The organism is Sphingomonas sp. BE138, assembly GCF_031456125.1.
Classification (GTDB): Bacteria; Pseudomonadota; Alphaproteobacteria; order Sphingomonadales; family Sphingomonadaceae; genus Sphingomonas.
This window is the reverse complement of record NZ_JAVDUC010000019.1, coordinates 19,672-36,788: the sequence shown is the minus strand read 5'-3', so window position 1 is coordinate 36,788 and position 17,117 is coordinate 19,672. Positions and strand designations below refer to the sequence as shown.

The following is a 17,117-nucleotide window of genomic DNA, read 5'->3' as shown; positions in this document are numbered from 1 at the left end:
TAATGCCTGGTGAGCCACTGCCAAGGGCATGGCACGGCGCGGACGCTAACAAGTGACCCCCTACCGCGCGACCGGCACCTGATCGATCCGCGTCGTCCATGACGGGCTTTTGAAGGCGCGCTTCGTGTCATAGGGTTTGTCGCCGAACCCTTCGGAGGCGAGCCGCAACGTATGGCGCCCGAAACGCCCGTTGAGCCCGTCGATCGCCGCCAGAAGGGCAGGGGAGCGCGGGTCGGGGACCGCGAAGAGGTCAGCCTGATGCGCGCTCGCCGGCTCCAGCCCCTCCAGCATCACCCCGCACTTCGTATATACCGCCCCTGCCTCGAACATCGCATCGGCCATCCTTCCGGCCATCCCGGCGATCACGCGCGGGTCGTTGGTCGCCGGCGACAGTCGCCCGATCCGCGATGCCGACGGCGCGTTCGGCTTGTACCGGCTGCCGTGCGCGAAGGCGATGAGCCTGGTCGCGGTTAGTCGCTGGTCACGGATCTTCTCGGCCGCGCGCACCGCCCGGCGAACCATCGCCTCGCGCAGCGCCGACGGATCGCTGACCGGCTCGCCGAAGCACCGTGTCACCGCCGTCGCCTTGGACGGTGCCGGCTCGGGCTCGAAGTCGATGCACTCGATGCCGTTCAGTTCGCGCACCAGCCGTTCGAGCACGACCGTGCCGACATCGCGCGCGACCTCGGGGGGAAGGGCGGCGAGATCGGCCGTCGTGCGCACGCCCAGCGGGCGCAGCCGCTCGGTCATCGCGCGCGCGATGCCCCAGACCTCCTCGACCGGCCATTCCGCGAACAGGCGTCGGCGCAGCTCGAGATCATGCAGATCGATCACGCCCCCCCAGACCTTCTCCGATGCCTTGGCGAGCGCGTTGGCGACCTTGCTCAGCGTCCTGGTCGGGCCGAGCCCGATCCGGATCGGCAGGCCGGTCGAGCGCAGCACCGCGGCACAGATGCGCCGCGCGGTCGCGACATCGCCCATCCCGTTCGGCAGCACCGGCAGTTTGAAGAAGCTCTCGTCGATCGAGTAGATCTCGATCGTATCGCTGAACTCGGCGAGGACCGCGTTGAAGCGGTTATTCATATTGGCGTAGGTCTCATACGCGGACGAGCGGACGATCACGCCGTGTCGCTTGACGATATCGCGGATCCTGAACATCGGCGCGCCCATCTTGATGTGAAGCGCCTTGGCTTCCTCGGAACGGGCAATGGCACAGCCATCACCGTTCGAGAGGATGATGACGGGCCGACCTCGCAGCGACGGATCGAACACCCGCTCGCACGAGACGTAGAAATTGGCGACGTCGGCGATCGCGTGCATCGTTCACGCCGCCAGGTTGCGGACGCTGGCGCGCACCACGCCCCACACTTCGACCGTTTCGTCCGCGACGACGGCTTCGTAGACCATCCGGGCGTTACGCGCTTCGAGCACCGGCTTGCCCTCGCGCCAGACGAGTTGCCGGATGACGAACCCGCCCTCCACGACCGCAATGACGATGCGCCCGTTGGTGGGTGTCACATCGCGATCGACCACCACCACATCGTCATCGTAGATGCCGGCATCGGTCATCGATTGTCCGCTGACGCGAAACACGAAGCTGGCGGCGCGATCGAGCCGGAGCAGCTCGACGAGATTAATCGCGGTTTCTTCCCAGTCCTGGGCGGGCGAGGGAAAACCCGCTCCTGCCGCGCTCACGACCTTCAGCCGCAGGTCGGCCGGCACCTCGGCAATGGGAATCGGGCGACTGGCGGGGATCGATCGGGCGAGCATCCCGGCATGATAACTCGTGGAGAACAGGACGGGAACGAATATTTCCTGGCTCGGCGGGCGGCAGCTTGCCGGCGGCCGGTATCGGCGCGCCGGGCGTCGCGCCGGATGATGCACATCCCGCAACAACGCGTGCCATTCGAAGCCTGCGGGCTGAACCCGCCGCCCGTCGCCGCGTTGTGCCGCGCGTATGGCTGAACACGGAGTCCGGCCATTCAGCCGAGGAACAATCATGAAAGTATCGATGATCGTCGCAGCAGTTGCCGCCCTGACGGTGGTAGCGCCGGCAGGTGCGCAGACGACGGCGCAGACCAAGGTCAGCAACAACGCGCATGTCGATGATAACGGCGTCGTGACGCAGCAGCACAAGGTGACCCACGTCACGAAGCGCAAGACCCACCGCCCCAAGAAGGTGCTGGGCGTGAAGGTCGGGCACAAGACCGTGACCCACAAGACCGAGCGCACCACGACGACGGACAGTCAGGGTAACGCCAGCACCACCGTCAAGTCGCAGTAAGCGGTGCCTCCTTCGCCTGTAGCAGCCCCTCGGGAGCTCCCCGGCTGGTACAGGCAGATGGCGGGCACGCCCGGTCTGAATAGCAATTTCGTAGGCCGTGTTGCCGGACAGATTGCTCGCAGACCTTGATTCTAAACACATAGTTTTAGAGCGGCCGATTCCTCTTCGCTCTGCTTAGCGACATTCTCGCATGAGAATTGCTATGCTCCCTCGTCGGGTTCACCATCGACCGTCGGTGCCGAGCCTACGGGGAGGGGGCCGAACAGTGTTTCCAGCATCTCGTCCATCGTCTCGATGCGTCGAAAGTGCTTGGCCGGAACCTTGCTGTGATTGACCCGCACCGGCCGATCGCCGCCTTCTCGCCGACCTATGCGTTTCGGACTGGCGAAACCGGACAGATCGGGCAACGCTTCACCGGGAGCCCCGCCGAACCACCAGTAGGGTCCAATATCGAGGTCAAGCGTGACGCTGATCCATATCACGCATCCGCTTGGCTTCTCGGCGAGCGCCCGCCCAACGGAGACGGGCGCGGGCTTGCTGCGGATACCTGTCTTGAATTGTATATGGCGAACGATCGAACCGCGCCCCACCACAAGATCGTAGCCGTGTGCGTCGAACTCCGACCGCAGGATCTCCACGTCCGTCACTCCCCGGCGCCAAAGGGCGCGCAGCGCCTCTCCCACAAACACATGCTCGACGATGCGCTCGCGCAGGGTCGAATGATGTGAGTGCATGTCGATGCTTGCCATGACAGCGCCTTACCGGATGTTGGTCTGGTTCGTGGACATGACGCGAACGAACTTCCCGTTCTGGTCGAACAGGAGCATGGCGGAGCGGGCCGATCCCTGCCCAAGCGCATTGGTGCGTGCTCCGCGGAGCGTTAATGTCACCGACCCGATCACCCCCACTCCCAACTGTCGGTCTCGATCCCGTACTTCAACGCGAGATCGCGAACCTTGGCGACAGCTTCCAGATCCCCGCCATAATGCTCGGCGATCAGTGCGAACGCGAGATGGCCGATGTCTTCGGGTCTGATCCTGATGCCGTACTCGTAATCTCCGTCACCCTGCATCCGCTGCACGAGGGGCCCAAGATCATGGCCGGACAGCTCGATCCCGCCGCCTTCAGTCAAGGCGAGGTCGATCGAGGTCTTCTCTTCCCCTTCACGCGTGGCGATGCGCTCGGCCAGCCGGTGTTCGCTCATCGCCTATTCCGCCGCCATGGCTTTGGACGGCATGCTTTCAACAACGGCGTATCGCAGCGCCGGCAGCGCGTTCACGATCTCCATCGTCCGCATCGAGATGGCAACCACGCGGCGGAACAGCAGCAGCGGATAGGCCGGATCGCCCATTGTCTCGTTGGCGTAATCGTTCGCGTCCTTGATGATGCCGCTGGCGGTATCGGTGCGCACCGCCTGCCACTCCATCACCCATTCCAGCGCGGGTTTGCCGTTCACCACATAGTCGTAGGCGGCGAGCGGAATGTCGGTCATCGTGATCCGGGCGTTATACAGGACGGTGGTGCGATCCTTTTCGCGCCCCTTGCCACCGAAGCGCATCTTTTCCACCCGGTAGTAGGAGACTGGATCGTCGATGCTGGCGAGCCTCAGATCGCCTTGCGCGATCGTTACCGGCCACGGCTCGACCGTGTCGAAGCCCACATGCAGATCGGCCAGCTCGCGCCCGGCCGCTGCGAAGGCGTGGAAGTCGGCTGCATCGCTGACCACCGGGATGCGCGGCAATTCCTTCGCAAGGTTGTCAGCAAAGGTGGCCCGGTATTCCTGCGAGTGGAGCAGACCGTAGATGTAGTAGAACAGCTCCTCCTTGCCGATCGCGGGATCGCCATAGGCGGCGCGGAAACGCTCGATCGCGGCGTCGGAGATACCGTCGCGGCGCGGGATCGCCCCGCCGGCCTCGCTGGCGAACATCTCGCCCTGATGACCGGTGCCGGCCTGACGTGCCGCCACTTCGTCATAGAGGTACAGCGGGAAGCATTGCGAGCCGCCCATGTCGGCGACGTGGAGGCTGGGAACCACGTCCGTCATCAATGCGCCAAACGGGACCTTGCCGCCTGCGCCTGACAGGCAGATCGCGCGGTTCGGTGCCTCGCCGCCCGGAAAGAGGCGGGGCATCTGGTATACGCGCTCGTTGAAGAGGCGATCATAGTAGAGCCATTGCGGCGCAAATGGACGGTAGAGGCTTCGGGTAAACCGCTTCTCTTCGCAACTGGCGGATACTCTGCGAACGATAGCGTCTTTCAGTCCTGCCGACCAACTCATCCGCTTTGGATCGTTGTCGACGAAACCGTCGAGCGCAGCAGCACGCTCCTTGCGATCGAGTTCAGGATAAGCGGTATCGAACCTAGCAAGCTCGTCGCTGTAGAACGCGATCATTCGCTGCATGTTGGCCGCAAGCGCCGACCGACCCGGGTTGTACGCCCAGGCATCCCGACCAGTCGCTACGCCGCGGGAGTATGTCTCGAAGACCTTCACGTCCTCGACGCCGTCCTTGTCGCCCAGCGCCATCAATGCAGCGAACCCGCCGTCGCGCTGCTTGAGCCAGTCGCCATGCTCGTCGGGCACGATCTCCCGCCAGCCTTCTGCCGCATCGATCCCGCCGATGCTGCCGAAGCTCGTTATCCGGCCCAGTTTCTGGTCCTTGCTTAGATAGTCGCCAATGTCGTGGTAGAGGATGCGCCCATGTCGGGTGGCTGCAGGGTTCTTGACCAGGATCGAGATCGCCACCGGCGTTCTCGTTCCCTGCCCGAACACGTTGTCCTTCTCGCGCTGGCGTCGCTCGCCCGAGGTTCGGGCATCACCCCGCAGGTTTAAGATGTACAGGTCCGCGTATTCATCCGCCATCGAGCGACGCAGGCCGTCGGCAGAGTTACTGTCGATCCATCCGCCGTTGGTGACAAAGGCGGCAATGCCGCTCTCGCCGACCCGGTCGCTCGCCCAGCGCATCGCGCGGATGTAGCTGTTGTAGAGCCCGTTCTTGTTCCTGGCGCTGCTGCGCGCAGCATAGGTATCGCGGATACGGGCGTCGAGGGAAGGATAGGCGACGTTGGCGGCATTGTCGTTGGCCGAATCCTGCCCATCGGAATATGGCGGATTGCCGATGATGACCCGGATATCGAGCGCCTTCTGGCGGGTACGGCGCGTGGAATTGTCCGCCATCATCCCGCTGATGAGGTCGTCCTTCTCGTAGAGCTGGAACGTGTCGGTCAGGCAGATGCCGGGGAACGGCTGATACGCGCCGCCCGCGATTTCATGGTACACCGCCTCGATGTTGATCGCCGCGATATAATAGGCGAGCAGCACCAGCTCGTTGGCGTGGATCTCGCTTGCATACTTGCGCGGCAGGTCCCCAGGCGCGATCCGGCCCGATTGCAGCAGCCGGGTGATGAACGTGCCCGTGCCCACGAACGGGTCGATGATGTGGACGCCCTCGCTGCCGAGGTTCTGCCCGAACCCGGAGCGGAGCAGCTCATCGACCGAGGCGATGATGAAGTCGACGATCTCCACCGGCGTGTAGACGATGCCGAGCTTTTTGGAGAGCTTGGGGAAGGCGCTCTTGAAGAACTTGTCGTAGAGCTCGACCACGATCTTCTGCTTGGCGGTCGCATCATCGATCCCGGCAGCCCGCGCCCGCACGCTGGCGTAGAAGCGCTCGAGGCTCGCCGCCTCCTTCTCGAGATGCTGGTTGTCGAGGACGTCGAGCACGCCCTGCAGCGCCCGGCTGACGGGATTGCTGGCGGCAAAGCTGTGCCCCTCGAACAAGGCGTCGAACACCGGCCGGGTGATGAGATGCTGCGCCAGCATCTCGATCGCCTCCTCATCGCTGATCGCGTCGTTGAGGTCGTCGCGGATCTCGGCGAGGAACGCGTCGAACGCCGCCTTTTCCTCGCTGCCGGCCTTCTCGACCGCCGCCTTGATCCGGATCACATGCCGCTGCGCGATCTCGGCGACGTCGCGCGCCCATTCCTCCCAGTAGGTGCGCGTGCCGCACTTGCGCACGATCCGCGCGAGGATCGAGCGGCTGAACTCGTCCATGCGGAAGGCAAGCTGCTCGCCCGCGCCGGTGGGCGCCGGCGCATCGCCCGGCTCCTCGTCGCCGGCGCCGCCCGCTGCTCCCAGATCGAGCGCCGCCTGACCGCGCTCGGCCCGCTGCGGCAGGTTGTTGGTGACCGCGATGATCTCGATGCGGTCACCCGGATCGACGCCCAGGTCGATCTTGTTGATCGTCGCATCGAGCCGTTCGTCATGCGAGCGCAGCGCGTTGAGGATCTGCCAGACGACCCGGTACTTCTCGTTGTTGTCGAGCGCGGCTTCGGGCTCGACGCCGGCCGGCACGCCGACCGGCAGGATGACATAGCCCATCCGCTTGCCCTCGGCGCGGCGCATGACGCGCCCGACCGCCTGCACCACGTCGATCTGCGACTTTCGTGGGTGAAGGAACATGATCGCGTCGAGTGCGGGCACGTCGACGCCCTCGGAAAGGCAGCGCGCATTGGTGAGGATCCGGCACTCGTCGTCGCGGCCGGTCTCCGCCTTCAGCCACGCCAGCAGCGTGTCGCGGCTCTTGGCATTGAAGCTGCCGTCGACGTGGCGCACCTGCGTCTCGAGCGGGGGCAGCGCACTTCCGCTGCTGCCGGCCTCCTCGACCGCCTCGCGCCAGTCGTCCGCGACACGCGCGAACTCGGCCTCGATCGTCTTCGATGCGGCAATCGAGCGGGTGAACGCGATCGCGCGCCGCATCGGGAGGCCGTCACCCTCCGCCTCGCCGGCAAAGTCGCTCTTGAGCAACGCCTTGTAGCAGCCGACGATCTTGGTCGCGTCATCGAGCACCAGCTCGCTGTTCTCGTCCGACAGTCGCGCCTGGATGCCGGACGCGATGTCCGCCTCGTTCACCGCCAGCACGATGACCTTGTAGTCGGTGAGAAGCCCGTTCTGGACCGCCCAGCCGAAGTTGCGCGTGAACAGCGTCTCACCGAACAGCGCGGGATCGTCCATCGAGCACAGCACCGCGTCCGCCTCGTCGGCGACCTGGCGCACGCTGTCCCCGAACACGCGCGGCGTGGCGGTCATGTAGAGCCGCTTCGCGCCCTTGATGTAGTCGGCGTCGTGGATGCGGACGAAATGGCTTTCGTCCTCACCGGCGAGCGTCACCCCGGTTGTGCGGTGCGCCTCGTCGCAGACGATGAGATCGAACGCCGGCAGTCCGAACTGCTTTTGCGCGACGCTGATCGCGGCCAGCGACTGGTAGGTCGAGAACACCACCGTCATGCGTTCGGGGTCGGAAGCCCCCGCGCTGGCGGCAAGCCGCTCGGCGTTGGTTGTCGCCGGGATGGCGAGATCGTGCGCATCGATGTCGGCGCTGTCTTCGCGACCACGCCGGATCCCGACCTGGCTGTCCGAGCAGACCGCGAACGAGCGCAGCGGGGTCTCGCTGTCGATCGACCATTCGCGCACTGTCTGCTGCATCAGCGCGAGTGAGGGCACCAGGAACAGCACCCGCCCGCCCGGTCCCGCCATCGCCTCGGCGATCCTGAGCGCGGTAAAGGTCTTGCCCGTGCCGCAGGCCATGATGAGCTTGCCACGGTCGGCCGTGCCGAGTCCGTCGGTCACGCATTCCAGCGCCTCGCGCTGGTGCGGGCGCGGCTGCTTGCGCTCGTGGAGGCGCGTCTCGCCGGTCGCGAAGAACGCATCCCAGTCGATCCCGCTCTCGTCCATCTCCGGCAGGCCAACACGCTGGGTCGCGATCGACTGGTCGCGAAAGGTATGCTCGGCGTTCTCGGTCCAGTTGACGCCGGTGGTGTCGACGAACAGCCGGCGCGTGAAAGGCGCGCGGGCCGAGGCGGCAAGGAAGCCGTCCACGTCCTCGCGCCGGATACGGTAGCCCGCGCCATAGAACTTGCACTGCACCGCGCACCACTCACCGGGGGCGTCCGCCAGCTCGGCGACAAGGTCGATGCCGGTGTCCTTGCCAATCTCACCACGCTCGGCCGCGAACTCGGCGAAGGTCAGCACGCGCGAATAGCGACCCGCCTGGGTCGGCGCGTTGAGGAGCCAGGTGCGCGTCAGCCGCTCGAACCAGGTCCCCTTCTCGCGCTCACTGGTCGCGTCGGCCCGGTAGCGCTCGAGTATCTGCTGCAGCGTCAGCGCCATCCTGTGCCTTCTGTGTTCGTGACCTGTTTGCCCGAGAAGTAGCCGACCATCGCACGGTTCGCCACGCCTTCGACCGCCAGGCAAACGAAACCGGCCGATGCTGCATCCTGCGGTGGTCACGATCGTTTGATTGCGAGGCCACTCATCGGCTCGCCCAAAACCAGAGGAGTATTTCCGCATGTCGACGCCCAGGGATCTGAACGACCTGTACACCGATGAACTGAAGGACCTGTGGTCGGCCAACGACCAGATGCAGCGCTGCCTCAAGAAGATCGCGGGCAAGGCCACCGACAAGACGCTGAAGGACATGCTGGCGAAGTCACAGGACGGGATCAGTCAGCACACCGACGTGCTCAAGGAGCTGATCGAGGAAGCTGGCGAGAAGGTATCCAAGGAGCATTGCAAGGGCATGGAGGGGCTGGTCGCTGAGGCGGTCAAGCACACCAGCGAGGAAGCGCCGGAGAAGGGGCCGGTGCTGGATGCACAGATCATTGCCCAGTATCAGCGCATGTCGCATTACGGAATCGCGGGATTCGGCACCGCGGCCGCCTTCGCCAAGGCGCTGGGATTGAAGGACGCGAACAAGAAGCTGCGCGAGGCCACCAAGGACATCTATGGCGGCGATGAGTACATGACCCGCCTCGCTGAGACCGTGGTCAACATCGAAGCCAGGGAAGGCTAAGCGACCCGGCACGCCTGTCCTCACGGGCAGGCGTGCCTTGCTCGAAGAAAAAGGAAACGCCAACTACCCTCAAGGCCGGTAGCCGACCATGGCACGGTTCGTCACGCCCACCCGGTGCAGTCCGAAGCCGAACGCGCGCCGTCAGTAATCCAGGTTGCGGCGCTGCATCTGCTCGGCCGCGAGATCCGCGACGTAACCCATGCCGCCCGACATATCGTACACGCGGATAACCTGCTTGTCGGAGAGTTCGGACACCATCACGCGGACCGCTTCGGCATTCGCCTCGTCCAGCAGCTGTGCCGGGACGGGATCATCCCTGGTTCCTTCCGGCATCACCGGAGCCGCCCGGGACTTGCCCGATCGGACAGATCCGCAAGCTCGGTCCAGCGCTGCGCGGACCGCAACGCGCGTTCGCGGACCTTCGGCAAATCGGCTGCCTCGGCCTCCATCCGCTCCGCAGCGGCGCGCTCGCGCATCGCCAATGTCGTCTGGCTGCTCATCCTCTTCCTCCTGACCGGGCGACGCGGTCTACCACGCCGCCCGTAGCGTTACAGCGCCGCCATCAGGCCCCGTTCAACCGGTCACGCACCTGCTTGGCCGGCGCGAAGGTGATCTTGCGCTGCGCCGCGATCGTCATCGCCTCACCGCTCGCGGGATTGCGGCCCTGGCGCTCGGCGGTTTCCTTCAGCTTGAACTTGCCGACCCCGTTCAGGCTGACTTCCTCGCCCCTGGCGACCGCGGCCACGATCTCGGCGAACACCGCGTCGATGACCTTGCGCGCATCGCCCTTGTCGAGGCCATGGGTTTTCGAAAGCTGCGCGGCGAGATCGGCCGTAGACAATGCCATTTGTATCCTTCCTCTATCGTTGGACGTGGGGCGGCATCATGCCGCTTCCTGGTCGGGTGTGGCAACCTGATGCCGCATCTCGCCGTCGAACGGGCGGACCAATGCCAGAGCCTCGTCGGCGCTGCCGTCGAGCCAGGTCGTGAGATCGCGCGGGTGAAGGATCGCCGGCATCGCCTTCGGGTGCCAGGGCGCGACCATATCGTTCGGCGCCGTCGTGCAGAAGGCATAGGCGTCACCGCGCTCTGTCGGCCGCCATAGCCCTGCAAAGAACGCGATCTTCTGCCCGGAAACGGCGAACCACATCTGCTTCGGCTTGTCGTCATCACCCTTGCCGCCATCGGGATGCGGTTCGGCGAACCAGGTGAACGGCACGAGGCAACGCCGCTCCGGGCTCACGATCGACGGCTTCCACATCGAGGACGACAGGTTGCGCGCGTTGGTGACGTACTTGTCCAGCTTCGTTGCCGGATCACGCTTGCTCGCGACTTTGGTGGGAAAGCCCCATTCCATTGCTTGCGCCTCGAGCGGTCGGTTGCCTCGCGCCGATCGCCGCACGACCAGCCCGTGCCGTGCTGTCTTTTTGCCCGTCGGGAAGATCTCGCGCGGCACCGGGAAAGTCACGTCCTCCGGGTAGGGCGGCTCATAGCCGCACGCGCGCATGACGTCGGCCTGTTTGGCGGAGAGGCGGTATCTGTTGCACACGCCGCGGCTCTACCACGGCAATGCGCCCGCGATCACCAGAACTCGCGACCGCCACGATATTCGCGCCAGGCATTGTCCCATTTCGTCCCGATCTCGCCGCTCACGGGGCGCGCGCCGGCCTCGTAGGCGGCGAGGGTGTCGTCGATGTGCGGCGCGGGTGCGTGCCTCCCGAACGGCGCGATGCGGCGCTGCGTGAGATACCAGACATAAGCCAGCTCATGCTCGCTGACCGGCTCGGCCTTGCCCCACGCGACGTCCTGAAACTGGCGTTGCGCAGCGCTTCTCGGGCGGCGCTCGCGCAGGCGAAGCGCATCGTAGAATATGAGATGTTCGGCGAGCAGCCGCTCGTACCGGGCGATCGTGACCGCGTCGCCGCTCCGATCGATCTGCATGCTCTCCTCCTTGCGTGACCGGGAAGAACAAACGTGGAAAACCACTCGCCACATCCAACCGGTTCTGTTACGCTTTGGCAAGCGTTCTAACCCCGGACTACGGGATGGATCAGGAAGGAGCGGCCATGTTGGATCATGATACGGGCCGGATGGACTGGGGTGCTGCGCATTCGCCACCTACAGTGTTTCCAAGCACCTCCTATGCGGTCAATCCCGAGAATATTTTCGACGTATCAACTCCGCGAGGAAGAGAATTGATGGATGAGGTATATCCCTCAAGTCAGCGTTCGAGTCAAAATTACGAAACGCACTCTCCATTACTCTTTATGCTTATAGTCGTCGCTATGTTCGTTGGCTTCTTTATTATTCCGGGCGGTTCCTGAGCTGGTACCGCCTCGGGTCGACCGGTGCCCCGTCTTTCCACAACTCATAATGAAGATGCGGTCCGGTCGACTTGCCGGTGCTCCCAACGTGGCCAAGAACGGCACCAGCGTCGACATTGCTACCCACCGGCAGTGTCGACCGATCCTGCATGTGGAAGTATTTGCTCTGCGATCCGTCGCCGTGCTGGAGCACAACGTAATTCCCGGCTCCACCTGCCTGGAAGTCGTTCTTCACCACCCGGCCTGATGCAGGGGCGCGGATTTCGGTTCCAGCGGCCGCGGCGATATCCACGCCTCGATGATGATGGCCGGGCTGCCCAGTCACGGGATCGATCCGACCGCCCATGTTGGAGCTTAGCCTGCCGGAGATCGGCAGGATCGCGCGCTCCCCATGCGGAACTTCAAAGACATGGCTCGTACCATGACCGATCCCTAGCTTGTCACGCGCCCAGTCGCGCGCTGCTTCGACGCCTGGTAGCGTTCCTGGGATCGACGCGTCGTTCCGCTCTCGAACATGTTCCCCAAGCCCACCTGCAACCTTCCTCGAATCATCGACACCGTTTCCGATCTCGAACGCGCCACGCGTGATCCGGGCGGAGGCATTGGGGATCGCATCCCCAACCTCTCCCGCAAGATCATGATCCCGGGAGCTGTCGCGGATCGAAACGGATGGTCCTTGTGCGGCCACGCCGGCCGCACGTTGACTGCCCCATTGCTGAACGCCGGCGCCCGTCGTCGTCGCCGGTCCATGCAACGTAGTGCCGAGCTTCTCCGGTATGTCTACACCAAGTTCCTCGCGGACCGCGGATACCCGGCGGGCCATGAAGTCGCCGAGAAGGATGTCGCGGACCTGCTCCTGTTGTGGGGTGCGGGGCATGACCATCCCGGGCGTCCAACCCGACTGGCTCAGTGTCCCCGCATCGCTGAGAAGACGCTCCTGCGCATAGACGACGAACTCCTGGCTCTCGTTGCGATTGAGTGACCAACCGCGCGACGAGGCCTCACGCACATCGTTGCTGACCCGCTGGAAGGTTTCTTCAGCACGGCTTGCTTCTAGTGAGGCAGACCGAGACTCACCCACGCTGACTCCGAGCTTCTGCGACAGAGAACGAACCTCACTGTCGCCACTTGTGCTGGTTTCCCGATAAAAATCATCACGCGCAGCGCGAGCTTGGGTCGTGTTGGTCTCTCTAGTTAGATACTCCCGCAGCTCACCGTAAGCCTGGTCACCACTGATGACCCGGCCGGTGTTTTCCGACGCTATGGATGCTAGGCGTAATCCAAGCCCGGCCTTACCACTTACATCCCCAAACTTATTTTTCCAGATCTTCACTAGTGCTTCTATACCAGCATTACCATCGCCGGTTGTTTGTGATGCTCGCGCAACCTGCTGACTGTCTGCCTCACTGAGGCCAAATCGACTCGTCAGACCGTTCGACAAGCTCCTCGAAACATCCGTCATCTTGGCGACGCTGTTATTGAACCCCGATCCGGTCTCGGTCGAACTTCCACGGCGATGCTCCGCCGCGGTCAGCAGATCGGTCGCCGTCGTCGCCGTCGCGTTCCACGATTGCGAAGCGGTCTTACGCAGCGACTCCGTGTGCGACTGTCCATCGGAGAGCGCGCGGCTCATCTGGCTGTCGAACCCTGCCGATCGCGTCGGCGTGAAGGCGAGGCTCGATATACCCTGCCGGGTGTCAAACGCGTTGGTGCCGTCCGCGAAGCTGGACGTGACCCCGCCGTCCGCGTTCGTGAACGTGCCGACGGCATAGCCCGAATTGAACTTGGGCTGCGTATCCCACTTGTTGGCCTGGGTCATGCCCGACGTGAGGTTCTGGAACGAGGTATTCCCGTAGGAATAATTTCCCGTGGTCCGCTCGGTCGCCGCCTGCTCGGCCGCACCCTGCGCGGGCTGCAGCATCGAGGTTGCATGACTTGCGATCGTCATCGCACCCCTGGCCATGCCGCCTGCGATGAACGGCACGCTCATCATCAGGAAGCCGGCGAGCGTCGTGATGGACTCGTTGACGCTCGCCATCCCGTCGATGACGAGCAGCGTTGGACCCGTCGGCGAGAGCGCATGATAGAGGCTCGCGGCGCGGCCCATCACGAACATGTGCAGGATGACGTAGAGCGGCCCCCACGAGGCGAGATAGAAGAACCCCGTGGCATAGCCCTTCAGCGTCTGAACGCCGGTACGCGGAAAGAGGAAGAGCGGGAAAAGGACGGGGAACATCGCGTAAAAGACGATGGTGAGTACGATGCCGAGGAGGGGCACCCACGTCATGGCCTGTTGGGCGATGGAGGTGTAGGTGTTCTTGGCCTGTGCATCGGCGCGCTGCGCGGCATAGGCATCCCAGCCGGCATCCGAGAAACTCTCGCGCGCCGCCAGGAACGCATCGATCATCGACACCTGACGGAGGTAGGAATAGGCGTCGCTCGAGCTGCCGTGCATCTGCGCCGCGACGATCGGCAGGTCTTCCTTCAGCCGCTGCGCCGCAATCGCGTCTGCCACCCCCGGATAGGCACTCTTGGTGAACCAGGGAATGTCGTTGTCGTATTCGGCCTGCCAGGCCGCGTCCATGCGGCTGTAGGCCTCGTTGCAGGGGATGATCGTGTTCTCGGTGGTGTCGGTGCCCGTCGAGGTGATCCACCGCTGGCTGCGCGCCGGGCTGCCCAGGCCGATCGCCCTCCACAGGTCGCTGGCTTTGGTCAGCTGGTTCATCGACTTGAAGCCGAGCAGCACGTCATAGAAGGTGCATTGCTTCAGATGCTCGTCGAGGTTGGCGCGAAACACGCTGTCGGTGATCTCGAACGTGCGCGCCTTGTCCATCAGCCGTGCGCCGTAGATCATGCCGTTGGTCGACAGGTTGAGCGCGTTGGGCATGACGAACACCGTCTCGGCCGAGCGCGTCAGCCAGTCGCCGACCTGACTGGTGAACGAGGCCATGACGCCGAGCCCGAGCGGCACATTATCGACCGCCGCTGCCGGGAGCCCCGGATTGATCCGGTCGGTGACCTTTACGGTCACGGTCGGCACCATCAGCATCATGTAGATGGCGGTGGACTGGAGGAACCAGTTGAACCACGCCCGCCAGTCGAGCGAGAAGGCGACGACGCACAGCGAGTAGATGAAGCCCATCACCATCACGACCTGGATCATCGAGCGGTAGCCACCGCCCCCGCACCATGCCGCGACCGCGTTCATGACGTTGACGATGTATTCGCCACCGCCGATCGTGAAGACCTCGAGCGTGCCCATTGTCGTCGCTCCCCCTTATCCGCTTACCGCAAGCCCTGCGCCGACAGCCCGCGCCCGAAACGGAGCGAGGCGGTCAGCTGCGGGCTCATGCTGTTCTTGAGCGTCGATTCCAGGAACTGCGTCTGCTGGATGACGCGGAAGGTGTTCTGGACGTCGCCGGCCATCTTGGTGCTGCGCCGCGACAATTCGGTCTTCACGCTGTCGACCTGCTTGCGCCACGCCTCGAACTCGCCTGTGGAGACGAAGTTGGCGCCCTGCTGCGCCCGCGAGACGACATCGAGCATGCGGTCGAGCATCGACATGAGAAGGTCGATCGCGACCATCTCCGAGATCGTCGCGCGGTCGCCGTTGCCAAGCCCCATGTGCGCTGCCTCATTGACGACGAGGATCTTGTAGAGCGGGACCGAGGTCATGCCGAGCAGGCTGATCTCCTCGCCCGACAAGACGGCATTCGAGCGGATCTTGCCGCTCATGCTGTCCATCATGGTGAGCACCCGGGTGCGCAGCGCGATGTTGGTCGGGATGCTCAGCTTCTGCGAGGTCGGATTGAGACAACCCTTGTCGTCGCTGGTATCGCACGACCACACATCCGTCGGTGCGGACACGGTGCCGTCGAGCAGCGCCTGATAGGTGTCCCAGCTGGCGGGCGCGATGAAGCGGAAACCGCCCATGCTGTCGCCCTTCTTGGTCGAATCGTAGATGATCGTCCCGACCATCGTCATCAGGAACTCGGCATATTCGCGCGATGGCTTGGTCGCGCTTTTCGACATGAGCGCATACCAGGTATAATTCTTCGACTGGACAAGCTCGGCCGCATCACCACCCTTGGCCAGCGTGTCCTCGCGCTCGCCCTTGTTGGTGCAACCGTGCCGGGCCGAGGCGGCATCCGAGAAGAAGCCCTTCGATCCGCCGACCTGCTGGCAGATCGTGGAGGAAGCGCCGTCCATCTTGGGCCAGATCGCCCCGATCGCGGCCTGCGCCTGCTCGCATGAGTTCATGTTGAAGGCGTTGAGCTGCTGCGCGCGCTGGCTCATGTCCTTCATGACCCCGCCGATCTGCGCGGAGATGCTGTCGATCGCGAGCTGGAAGGCAAAGCCGATCGCGTTGTTGGCGGTCGCCTTCAACGTCGCGACCATCTCGTCGGCGTTGATGAACGAGAAGGAGCCGGCGAACAGGTCGATCCCGCCGCACCCGCCGCGCGCCGAGGGCAACGCGACGTTGACCGGGTTGATCGACTTCTGCGGAAAGCGGCTCCACAGCGAGCCACCGGAATAATAGCCCGCCGACTGGCCGTTGAAGGCGGTCGGCCCGGTCACGTTGGCGGCAGCGCCGGCGGAATTGAAGTAGCTGTTCATCTCACCGCCGACGTCCGCCATCGCCGGCTGCGCGACGAGCCCGAGCAGCGCCAGGACCATGCTCGCCTGCGCAAGGCAGGCAGCGACGAGCCTGGCGGCTCGGCGCGGGGTGAGAAGGGCGATCAGACGGTCCATCAGAAGTCACTCCCGGGCGCGACGCTGGTGAGGGTGAAGATGCGATCCATGACCTCGTCGGCCGCCATGACGCCGTAGCCGATCGGCATCGGCCGCTTGGTCACGGTATCGAACAGCACAAGGGCAGGGACCTGCTGCCCCTGCATGCCCATCGCGCGGTACTGGCCGGTATCCACGGTGAAGTTGGGGAAGGCACGGCTCGGCCCGCCGTCGAGGGAAACCGCCATGACGGTCAGCCCGAAGCGGTCGGACACGCTCTTCATGATGGGTGCGAAGACCTCACAGGCAGCGCACGCGGAGGAGAAGAAATAGAAGACGCCGTAGCGCTTCGAGATCGAGGCCATGACCCGGTTCTTGTCGGCGGTGCGCGTATCGAGCCAGGTGCGCTTGCCCAGCTGGTTGACCGGGCGCTGCAGCGTGTAGTCGAGCGTCGGGTTCTGCCAGATCGAGCGGCGCCACATGTCCGCGAACGAGGATGCCCGGTCGAGCTGCTCGCGCTGGAAGCTGATGTAGGAGGCGACGTTCTCGGGCGTCGGATCGAGGATCGCGCGCGCCTTCTTCTCGTCTAGCTCCTTGCCGATCGCCGCCAGTTGCTCGGCAGCGCTGCCCGCCGGCTGCCCGGCCTTGGGATCGCTTGCCCTCGGTTTCGGCTTCTCGCAGTAGAACCAGGTGCCAAGCTTGCGCTCGCGGCAATAGAAGTCATCGCCGTTCTGGTCGGCGACGCGCGGGTCGCTGCGTGCCCCGGCCTCCTCATCGCCGGATGCAGACACGCGGTCCGCGAGCGCGGCCGGCTCCATGGTGCCGGCGAGCGGCTCTTCGCCATAGCGCGACTGCGCGATGGCGACGGGTGGCACGAGGGCGGTCGACAGCAGCGAGGCGAGCGCGGCAAGGGTGAGAGCGGTACGCATG

The 17,117-nt window shown here is 64.4% G+C and carries 16 protein-coding genes; 3 read left to right on the top strand and 13 right to left on the bottom strand.

Features of this window, described 5'->3' with window-relative positions:
- Nucleotides 1-60: 60 nt before the first annotated feature.
- Nucleotides 61-1,320 (bottom strand): Y-family DNA polymerase, encoded by a 1,260-nt coding sequence (locus J2Y58_RS17395; RefSeq protein WP_310105908.1) that lies wholly within the window; start codon nucleotides 1,318-1,320, stop codon nucleotides 61-63.
- A gap of 3 nt (nucleotides 1,321-1,323) precedes the next feature.
- Nucleotides 1,324-1,770 carry a translesion error-prone DNA polymerase V autoproteolytic subunit gene (locus J2Y58_RS17390; protein ID WP_310105977.1) on the bottom strand — a complete coding sequence of 149 codons (447 nt, stop codon included), beginning with the start codon at nucleotides 1,768-1,770 and terminating at the stop codon, nucleotides 1,324-1,326.
- 229 nt (nucleotides 1,771-1,999) lie between these two features.
- Here J2Y58_RS17390 and J2Y58_RS17385 point away from each other — a divergent pair, with 229 nt between their 5' ends.
- Nucleotides 2,000-2,284, top strand: coding sequence for a hypothetical protein (locus tag J2Y58_RS17385; RefSeq protein ID WP_310105905.1), 285 nt, complete (start codon nucleotides 2,000-2,002; stop codon nucleotides 2,282-2,284).
- A gap of 200 nt (nucleotides 2,285-2,484) precedes the next feature.
- Here the strand turns inward: J2Y58_RS17385 and J2Y58_RS17380 are convergent, their stop codons facing one another.
- The 3 genes from J2Y58_RS17380 to J2Y58_RS17370 form a co-directional block, all read right to left on the bottom strand.
- A complete protein-coding gene (locus J2Y58_RS17380) occupies nucleotides 2,485-3,033 on the bottom strand; it encodes a hypothetical protein (RefSeq protein WP_310105902.1) in 549 nt (182 codons plus the stop codon).
- Between the two features lie 149 nt (nucleotides 3,034-3,182).
- Entirely contained in the window at nucleotides 3,183-3,488 is a 306-nt protein-coding gene (locus J2Y58_RS17375; protein WP_310105899.1) for a hypothetical protein, read from the bottom strand.
- A gap of 3 nt (nucleotides 3,489-3,491) precedes the next feature.
- Nucleotides 3,492-8,450: a type ISP restriction/modification enzyme gene (locus J2Y58_RS17370; RefSeq protein WP_310105896.1), complete on the bottom strand. Its 4,959-nt coding sequence runs from the start codon at nucleotides 8,448-8,450 to the stop codon at nucleotides 3,492-3,494.
- Between the two features lie 178 nt (nucleotides 8,451-8,628).
- On the opposite strand from J2Y58_RS17370, the gene J2Y58_RS17365 reads away from it, so the two are divergent.
- On the top strand, nucleotides 8,629-9,132 hold the full coding sequence (locus J2Y58_RS17365; RefSeq protein ID WP_310105893.1) for a DUF892 family protein: 504 nt from the start codon (nucleotides 8,629-8,631) through the stop codon (nucleotides 9,130-9,132).
- 141 nt (nucleotides 9,133-9,273) lie between these two features.
- Here J2Y58_RS17365 and J2Y58_RS17360 read toward each other — a convergent pair whose 3' ends face one another.
- The 5 genes from J2Y58_RS17360 to J2Y58_RS17340 all read right to left on the bottom strand — a co-directional run bounded on the left by J2Y58_RS17360 (nucleotide 9,274) and on the right by J2Y58_RS17340 (nucleotide 11,073).
- The gene (locus tag J2Y58_RS17360) at nucleotides 9,274-9,465 is read right to left on the bottom strand and encodes a hypothetical protein (protein WP_310105890.1); all 192 of its coding nucleotides are present in this window, start codon (nucleotides 9,463-9,465) and stop codon (nucleotides 9,274-9,276) included.
- Nucleotides 9,465-9,632, bottom strand: a complete 168-nt coding sequence (locus J2Y58_RS17355; protein ID WP_310105888.1) for a hypothetical protein — start codon at nucleotides 9,630-9,632, stop codon at nucleotides 9,465-9,467. The genes J2Y58_RS17360 and J2Y58_RS17355 overlap by 1 nt, the downstream gene beginning before the upstream one ends.
- Nucleotides 9,633-9,694: 62 nt before the next feature.
- Entirely contained in the window at nucleotides 9,695-9,973 is a 279-nt protein-coding gene (locus tag J2Y58_RS17350; protein ID WP_310105971.1) for an HU family DNA-binding protein, read from the bottom strand.
- Between the two features lie 42 nt (nucleotides 9,974-10,015).
- Entirely contained in the window at nucleotides 10,016-10,681 is a 666-nt protein-coding gene (locus J2Y58_RS17345) for an SOS response-associated peptidase family protein (protein ID WP_310105885.1), read from the bottom strand.
- A gap of 32 nt (nucleotides 10,682-10,713) precedes the next feature.
- The gene (locus J2Y58_RS17340) at nucleotides 10,714-11,073 is read right to left on the bottom strand and encodes a hypothetical protein (RefSeq protein ID WP_310105881.1); all 360 of its coding nucleotides are present in this window, start codon (nucleotides 11,071-11,073) and stop codon (nucleotides 10,714-10,716) included.
- Nucleotides 11,074-11,198: 125 nt separating this feature from the next.
- Here J2Y58_RS17340 and J2Y58_RS17335 point away from each other — a divergent pair, with 125 nt between their 5' ends.
- A complete protein-coding gene (locus tag J2Y58_RS17335; RefSeq protein WP_310105878.1) occupies nucleotides 11,199-11,456 on the top strand; it encodes a hypothetical protein in 258 nt (85 codons plus the stop codon).
- Here J2Y58_RS17335 and J2Y58_RS17330 read toward each other — a convergent pair.
- The 3 genes from J2Y58_RS17330 to traF are packed head-to-tail and all read right to left on the bottom strand — an operon-like array spanning nucleotide 11,437 to nucleotide 17,116.
- The gene (locus J2Y58_RS17330) at nucleotides 11,437-14,718 is read right to left on the bottom strand and encodes a conjugal transfer protein TraG N-terminal domain-containing protein (protein WP_310105876.1); all 3,282 of its coding nucleotides are present in this window, start codon (nucleotides 14,716-14,718) and stop codon (nucleotides 11,437-11,439) included. The genes J2Y58_RS17335 and J2Y58_RS17330 overlap by 20 nt on opposite strands.
- A 23-nt stretch (nucleotides 14,719-14,741) precedes the next feature.
- The gene (locus tag J2Y58_RS17325; protein ID WP_310105873.1) at nucleotides 14,742-16,208 is read right to left on the bottom strand and encodes a conjugal transfer protein TraH; all 1,467 of its coding nucleotides are present in this window, start codon (nucleotides 16,206-16,208) and stop codon (nucleotides 14,742-14,744) included.
- Nucleotides 16,208-17,116 carry a conjugal transfer protein TraF gene (gene traF / locus J2Y58_RS17320; protein ID WP_310105871.1) on the bottom strand — a complete coding sequence of 303 codons (909 nt, stop codon included), beginning with the start codon at nucleotides 17,114-17,116 and terminating at the stop codon, nucleotides 16,208-16,210. Before traF ends, J2Y58_RS17325 begins: the two co-directional genes overlap by 1 nt.
- Nucleotide 17,117: the final 1 nt, after the last annotated feature.

Coding starts and splice junctions, on each gene's coding strand:
- J2Y58_RS17330 (WP_310105876.1), bottom strand. CDS start 14,718: ATGGGCACGCTCGAGGTCTTCACGATCGGCGGTGGCGAATACATCGTC.
- J2Y58_RS17360 (WP_310105890.1), bottom strand. CDS start 9,465: ATGCCGGAAGGAACCAGGGATGATCCCGTCCCGGCACAGCTGCTGGAC.
- J2Y58_RS17355 (WP_310105888.1), bottom strand. CDS start 9,632: ATGAGCAGCCAGACGACATTGGCGATGCGCGAGCGCGCCGCTGCGGAG.
- J2Y58_RS17390 (WP_310105977.1), bottom strand. CDS start 1,770: ATGCTCGCCCGATCGATCCCCGCCAGTCGCCCGATTCCCATTGCCGAG.
- J2Y58_RS17395 (WP_310105908.1), bottom strand. CDS start 1,320: ATGCACGCGATCGCCGACGTCGCCAATTTCTACGTCTCGTGCGAGCGG.
- J2Y58_RS17340 (WP_310105881.1), bottom strand. CDS start 11,073: ATGCAGATCGATCGGAGCGGCGACGCGGTCACGATCGCCCGGTACGAG.
- J2Y58_RS17325 (WP_310105873.1), bottom strand. CDS start 16,208: ATGGACCGTCTGATCGCCCTTCTCACCCCGCGCCGAGCCGCCAGGCTC.
- J2Y58_RS17385 (WP_310105905.1), top strand. CDS start 2,000: ATGAAAGTATCGATGATCGTCGCAGCAGTTGCCGCCCTGACGGTGGTA.
- J2Y58_RS17335 (WP_310105878.1), top strand. CDS start 11,199: ATGTTGGATCATGATACGGGCCGGATGGACTGGGGTGCTGCGCATTCG.
- J2Y58_RS17380 (WP_310105902.1), bottom strand. CDS start 3,033: ATGGCAAGCATCGACATGCACTCACATCATTCGACCCTGCGCGAGCGC.
- J2Y58_RS17375 (WP_310105899.1), bottom strand. CDS start 3,488: ATGAGCGAACACCGGCTGGCCGAGCGCATCGCCACGCGTGAAGGGGAA.
- J2Y58_RS17365 (WP_310105893.1), top strand. CDS start 8,629: ATGTCGACGCCCAGGGATCTGAACGACCTGTACACCGATGAACTGAAG.
- J2Y58_RS17370 (WP_310105896.1), bottom strand. CDS start 8,450: ATGGCGCTGACGCTGCAGCAGATACTCGAGCGCTACCGGGCCGACGCG.
- traF (WP_310105871.1), bottom strand. CDS start 17,116: ATGCGTACCGCTCTCACCCTTGCCGCGCTCGCCTCGCTGCTGTCGACC.